This is a genomic window from Rheinheimera sp. (assembly GCF_036568245.1).
Lineage (GTDB): Bacteria > Pseudomonadota > Gammaproteobacteria > Enterobacterales > Alteromonadaceae > Alishewanella.
This window is the reverse complement of the sequence record NZ_DATCSY010000207.1, coordinates 1-3,465: the sequence shown is the minus strand read 5'-3', so window position 1 is coordinate 3,465 and position 3,465 is coordinate 1. Positions and strand designations below refer to the sequence as shown.

2 protein-coding genes are annotated in these 3,465 nt (G+C 53.0%); both read left to right on the top strand.

What is annotated here, in order from left to right:
• Positions 1-2,218: diguanylate cyclase (locus tag VIN66_RS09535; protein ID WP_331923765.1), on the top strand; the 2,218-nt coding region annotated here is incomplete at its 5' end.
• Positions 2,219-2,314: 96 nt separating this feature from the next.
• Positions 2,315-3,465 (top strand): aminoacyl-histidine dipeptidase (locus VIN66_RS09530; RefSeq protein WP_331923764.1); only part of this gene is annotated, 1,151 nt, incomplete at its 3' end.

Sequence of the window (3,465 nt, the reverse complement as noted above, 5' to 3'; positions counted from 1 at the left end):
CCGGATTGAAATGCTGTATCTCGACCCGCAGCAGAAGTTGTGGGTGGCCAGTTATGACAACTTGTACAGTCTGCAACAAGGGCAGTTGCTTTTGGCCGACCGCGTACAAGGGCCGGAGCAGAGTTTTTCCTGGATTGAGTCGATGCTAAAAGATAAGCACGGCAATATCTGGCTTGGTAGCCATTCTCATGGCTTGAAGCGGCTGCGGCGGCCACCGACACAAAGGTTCAGTACGGAACAGGGCATTGCTGACCCTTATGTCTGGGCGGTACAGCCGTGGCAGCAACATTTGCTGGCTGGCACCAGCAGTGGTTTGTCATTGTTGCAGCATGGTCAGTTTCAGCCGCTGATGGCGAACCAGTACCTGCCCAGCGTCTTTGTCTACAGTATGCTGTTGGACAGTCAGCAAAGGTTGTGGGTCGGTACGAGGGCGGGTCTGAGCCGGCTTGACGCTAAAAACCTGGCCTGGCAGCGTAACTATGCGGACATTTCTCACTTGCTTGTTACCACACTGGCGCAGGAGGGGGAGCGTATCTGGGTCGGGACTAATGGCGGCCTGTTTTATCTGCAGGATGACGAATTGCAGCAACAACAGGTTCCACAGGCGCTGCAAGGAGCCAAAATACGTATAGTGCTGCCCGACAACCAGCAAAGATTATGGGTTGGTACCGAAAATGGCTTGTTTCTGCGTGACAAAAACAGCTTTGCCCGGGTTGATGGCATGCCGTTGTCAGGCAGTTTTATCAGTACGATAAAACAATTCGCCGACGGCAATATTCTGATTGGCAGCTTTGATCAGGGCTTTGTGCTGGGGCAACCCGGGAGCTGGCGCTGGTTCACCCAGTTGCAGGGTTTGCCCGGTAATGGCGTAATGCACGCAGAGCTGGTCGAGAATCAGTTACTTATCAGTAATTTTCAGGGCTTTTACCGGGTAAGTTATCCTACCTTACTGCAAGGCAGTGTGGAGCAGCTTTATATGCTGGTAGATGACCGCAGGCCAGAAGCCGAAAGCGATTCGCACCGCTGTTGTAACGGTGCTGGCAGCAGTAAAGGTGTGGTGCATCAGGGCCGGGTGTGGTACCCGACATTAAACGGTGTGTTGTCTTTGCCATTGCAGCAGCTGATCCAGCATGCACCGGTGCCAGAGCCGGTAATAAGAGGCTTATCTGCTGGTTCAGAACGCTATCGCAGTAATGACGTGCAATTGTCGCCGGAGCAAAGTGACTGGCATTTCCGCTTTACTGCACCTTATTTTGTTTATGCATCGTCAGTACAGTTTCGTTATCAGTTGCAAGGGTATGACAGCCGCTGGGTTGATGCTGGCACCCGGCGCGAAGCCTTTTATACCAACCTGCCGCCCGGGCATTATACCTTTAACGTGCAGGTGCGTTTAGCTGCCGATTATCGCTGGAGCGAGACGGTCAGCATGCATATACAGCTGAAGCCCTACTGGTATGAAACAGCCTGGGCCAGGGCGCTGCTTTTACTGTTACTGTTGCTGGCGCTGTGGGGGCTTTATCGTTGGCGGTTACTTGCGATGGCCAGAGCACAGCAACAACTGGCTGATCTGGTTGCAGCACGTACCTCTGAGCTGCATGCAGCGAACGAAAAGCTACAACAGATGAGCATGCAGGATGCCCTGACCGGTTTACACAACCGTCATTATCTGGACAGTAATATTCAGCAGATCCTGGCGCGGGCAGACCGTCACGGTGAGCCACTGATCTGGGCACTGCTGGATTTAGATCATTTTAAACGGATTAATGACACCTTTGGCCATCAGACCGGCGACGCCATTCTTACCACCGTCGCAGAGCTGTTAAGACATAATAGCCGTAGTTCTGATCATCTGATCCGCTGGGGTGGCGAGGAATTCCTGTTGCTGCTGGAGCACAGTGATGATGCGCAGCAGGTATTGCAACGTATCCATCATGCAATCGGTAGCTATGACTGGCAGCAGAAGATGGCGCTGACACAACCATTGACCTGTTCAATCGGCGCCGTTATGCAACTGCCTGACGGTAGCTGGCAGCAAAGCCTGCGGCTGGCTGATCAGGCGCTGTACTGGGTAAAAGAGCATGGCCGCAATGGCTACATGCTATTGCATCCTGCATCAGGCGGCGTTTTATCAGCTGATAACACCGATATCAGCGTATTGCTGGCACAAGGTAAACTGCAGGCAAGCAGTAACAAAGACTTTACTGCCGCACTGGCCTGACAACTGACCGCAACGCCGGCGTGGCTATAAAGGTGATGCCGGGCTGTGATAAAATACCTGCCTTTAATGTTGTTGCAGTTGTTACAGGAGAGCGCAGTGTCAGCACCCGCAGAGTCAGTTTTAGCATCGTTATACCCACAGCCACTGTGGCAGTGGTTCGCCCGGATTTGCGCCATTCCACATCCATCCAAGCATGAACAGGCACTCAGTCAGCACATTCAGGCCTGGGCCCGCGATAAAGGCCTGAGTCTGATCGAAGATCGGGTAGGTAACCTGATCATCCGCAAAAATGCTACTGCAGGCATGGAAAACTGTAAACCTGTGGTGATCCAGGCGCACCTGGATATGGTGCCGCAAAAAAACGCCGATAAAGTACACGACTTTACCAAAGACCCTATCGAAGCCTATGTTGATGGCGACTGGGTTAAAGCCAATGGCACTACGCTGGGTGCTGACAATGGTATTGGTATGGCATCGGCACTGGCGATTCTGGGCAGTGACGACATTAAACACGGCCCGCTTGAAGTGCTGCTGACCGTTGATGAAGAAGCAGGCATGACCGGTGCGTTCGGCGTTGAGGCGGGTATGCTGCAGGCAGAGATCCTGATTAATACCGACTCCGAGCAGGAAGGCGAAATTTATATGGGCTGCGCCGGCGGTGTCGATGCTGAGTTCACAGTGCCGGTGCAGTGGCAAGCTACTGCAGGCGATGTAACCGCATTTAACCTCAGCCTGACCGGCCTAAAAGGCGGCCATTCCGGTGTTAATATTCACCTCGGTCGCGGTAATGCCAACAAACTGCTGGCACGGTTTCTGGCCGATAATGCCGCTGTATTAAATCTTGCGCTAGCCGGTTTTAACGGCGGCTCACTGCGTAATGCGATACCACGCGAAGCCACGGTTAGCTTAACCGTCCCTGCGACAAAACTGTCCCAGCTGCAGCAGCGGGTAGCAGAATTTGAGACTTTACTGCGCCAGGAGCTGGCAGCCGTTGAGCCAGCCCTAACATTAAGCCTGACAGAACAGCCTTTGCCGCAACAGGTTCTGACAACTGCAACGCAGCAAAGGCTAGTCAATTTGTTAAATGTCTGCCCGAATGGCGTAATGCGCATGAGTGACGAGGTTGAAGGTGTCACCGAAACATCGCTGAATATGGGCGTTATTACCATGAAAGACAACAGCGTACAGGTACTGTGTTTAATCCGCTCGTTAATCGACAGCGGCCGTGAGCAAGTGCAAAGCATGTT